The sequence below is a fragment of the Longimicrobium sp. genome (genome assembly GCF_036554565.1).
Lineage (GTDB): Bacteria > Gemmatimonadota > Gemmatimonadetes > Longimicrobiales > Longimicrobiaceae > Longimicrobium.
The window spans coordinates 1-2,596 of sequence record NZ_DATBNB010000270.1 but is presented as its reverse complement, the minus strand read 5'-3'; the positions used below and the strand labels follow the sequence as shown (position 1 = coordinate 2,596).

The 2,596-nt window shown below is 69.3% G+C and carries 1 protein-coding gene and 2 pseudogenes; 1 reads left to right on the top strand and 2 read right to left on the bottom strand.

Annotated features, from left to right (window positions below; translation table 11 throughout):
- Nucleotides 1-98: pseudogene (locus VIB55_RS25460) on the bottom strand (translation initiation factor IF-1); the annotation flags it as partial.
- A gap of 267 nt (nt 99-365) precedes the next feature.
- Between VIB55_RS25460 and VIB55_RS07315 the strand changes: the two are divergent.
- Nucleotides 366-1,517 carry a saccharopine dehydrogenase family protein gene (locus VIB55_RS07315; RefSeq protein ID WP_331876016.1) on the top strand — a complete coding sequence of 384 codons (1,152 nt, stop codon included), beginning with the start codon at nt 366-368 and terminating at the stop codon, nt 1,515-1,517.
- A gap of 619 nt (nt 1,518-2,136) precedes the next feature.
- On the opposite strand, the pseudogene VIB55_RS07310 reads toward VIB55_RS07315, so the two are convergent.
- Nucleotides 2,137-2,596, bottom strand: a pseudogene (locus VIB55_RS07310) (hypothetical protein); the annotation flags it as partial.

Sequence of the window (2,596 nt, the reverse complement as noted above, 5' to 3'; positions counted from 1 at the left end):
CGCATGCGGCCCGAGATGTAGCACAGCAGCTGGTGGCCGTTCTCCAGCTTCACCCGGAAGTGGGTGTCCGGAAGCACGTCGGTCACGACGCCCGGCATCTCAATGACGTCCTTCGCCACGGGATCGATCTCCTGTCAGGATCCATGGATTTGAGGGGATTCGGCCGGGGGCGGCCAGGGGCAAAAATATAGGCGCAGCGCCGAAATCCGAAAGGTTTTCGTTTCGCGATCCATTCGTTTGCGGACGCACCACACCGTATCCGCCGCCCGTGGTTTTGCGCGCCCCCCGCCGGGGCAGTATCTTGCGCGCCTTTCTCCAACCCGGGCCGGCGCCGGCCCATCCTGCAACCTCTGGAGTGCCTGCAAATGCGGATGCTGGTGCTGGGGGCGGGCCTTCAGGGCTCTGCCTGTGCCTACGACCTCCTTGCCCACACGGAGCACGACGTCGTTCTCGCCGACCTGAACGTCGACAACCTCCCCGCGTTTCTGCAGCCGTACATCGGCGGGCGGCTGACGCCTGTTGCAGTTGACGCCAACGACCGCACGGGAATTCGCCGGGTGATGGAGGGGGTGTCGGCCACCATGAGCGCCTTCCCCTACTACTTCAATCTGGGGATGAGCGTGGCGGCCGTGGAGTCGGGCTCGCACTTCTGCGACCTGGGCGGCAATACCGACATCGTGCTGGAGCAGAAGGCGGTAGCCCCCCGCGCGGCCGCGGCGGGCGTGAGCGTGATCCCCGACTGCGGGCTGGCGCCGGGGATGGTGAACATCCTGGCCGAGCACGGCATCCGGCAGCTGGACGTGGTGCGGAAGGTCACGATCAAGGTGGGCGGCCTGCCGCAGAAGCCGCAGCCGCCGCTGAACTACCAGGTGGTGTACAGCCTGGAAGGCGTGCTGGACTATTACACCACGCTGTCGTGGGTCGTCCGCGACGGCAGGCAGATGCAGGTGAAGGCGCTGTCGGAGATCGAGGAGCTGGAGTTTCCCGGCGCCGGCACGCTGGAGGCCTTCCACACGGCGGGCGGCCTGTCGACGATGGCGCAGCGGTACGAGGGGAAGATCCCCACGATGGAGTACAAGACGCTGCGCTACCCCGGCCACGCGAAGATGATGGAGGCCATGCGCGACATCGGCCTGTTCGGGCTGGAGCCGGTGAACGTGAAGGGCGTGCCGGTGGTGCCGCGCGACCTGTTCATCGCCACGGTGGGCCCCACGCTGCGCAAGGATTACCGGGAAAGCCCGGACCTGGTGGCGCTCCGCGTGGAGGTGGAGGGCACTGACAAGGGCGACGACGTGCTGCTTCGCTTCGACCTGCTGGACCGCTACGACGCCGACACCGGCATCACCGCCATGATGCGCACCACGGGCTACTCGCTGGCCATCACCGGCGCGCTGCAGGCCGAGGGCAAGATCAAGCCGGGCGTGTGGACCCCCGACGAGGCGATGCCGGCGCGCGAGTACATCGCGGCGTTGGCGGAGCGCGGCGTGGTGATCCAGGAGAGCCGCGTCGTCCGGTAGACGATGAGTGCGTTAGTTCGTTAGTGCGTTAGTGCGGAATGCGAAGAAGGCCCGGCGAATCGCCGGGCCTTCTTCGCGTCTGCGGACATCTGTTCTCCAGAGAGCGGGAGACTTTCTGCAGTGCTTCAGCAGGTGTGGTGCGTGCGACGGGCGCCCCCCATCCCCAGCCCTTCCCCGCAAACTGCGCGGGGGAAGGGAGCCAGCCCGGCGCATCACCTCAACACCTTTCGCAGCGCCAAACCCTGTCATCCTGAGCCCCAAGCGCACCGTACCAGCCCGCACACCCTGCCTCGCGGGGCGAAGGATCTAGCCTGGGGCGCTTCCAACCCTGGGCGCGGCAGCGGGCACCCGTGCAGAAGACTCGGCGGCGGGGCGCTTCGACCATTGCCGGCGCATTCCCCGGCTGCCCTCTCCCCCGGCCCCTCTCCCGCAAGCGGGAGAGGGGAGAATTCGATCGCGCTTCGGCAGGTGCCGCGCGCGCGTGCAGGCGGAGCCTCCCGGTCGGCTGGCACTGGCGAATGCCCCGCTCGCCCCCCTCTCCCGGCCTCTCCCCCATAAACCCCATGGGGGGAGGAGAATTCGATTGCACGCCCGCTGGGTCGTACGAAGCTCCAGCTGGCTAGCGCCCCCGCTTCGGCGGCTCCGGCGGCCAGATCCGGAGCGGTTTTCCATCCCCCACGATGGGCAGGTTCTGCAGGGCTCCTTCCACGCGCGACTCCTCGGCCCCCGACGCATCGGCCTGTTCACCAGCGGCCACGGGTACCGGCTCGGTGACGCCGCCCCCATCAGCGGTCGCTCGAACCGGCTGCGCGGCGGGGACCGGCACCTCGGCGCCCACCCCGGCCGATGCCGCGGCGGCGACCGGCTGAACGACCGTGACCGGCTGCGCGCGGACGGCGGAGATCACGCGCAGCATGGCTTCGGCGGCCTGGCTCTGCTGCGCCTGGCCGGCGCGGATCACCTGCTGGCTGGCGTGGATCGCCTCGACCAGCGGCGCGAGTGCGGCGCGGATCACGTCGGGCAGCTCGTCCGGCAGGCGGACGGGCTCCGGCGCGGACGCGGGCGGCGGCTCGGGGGCG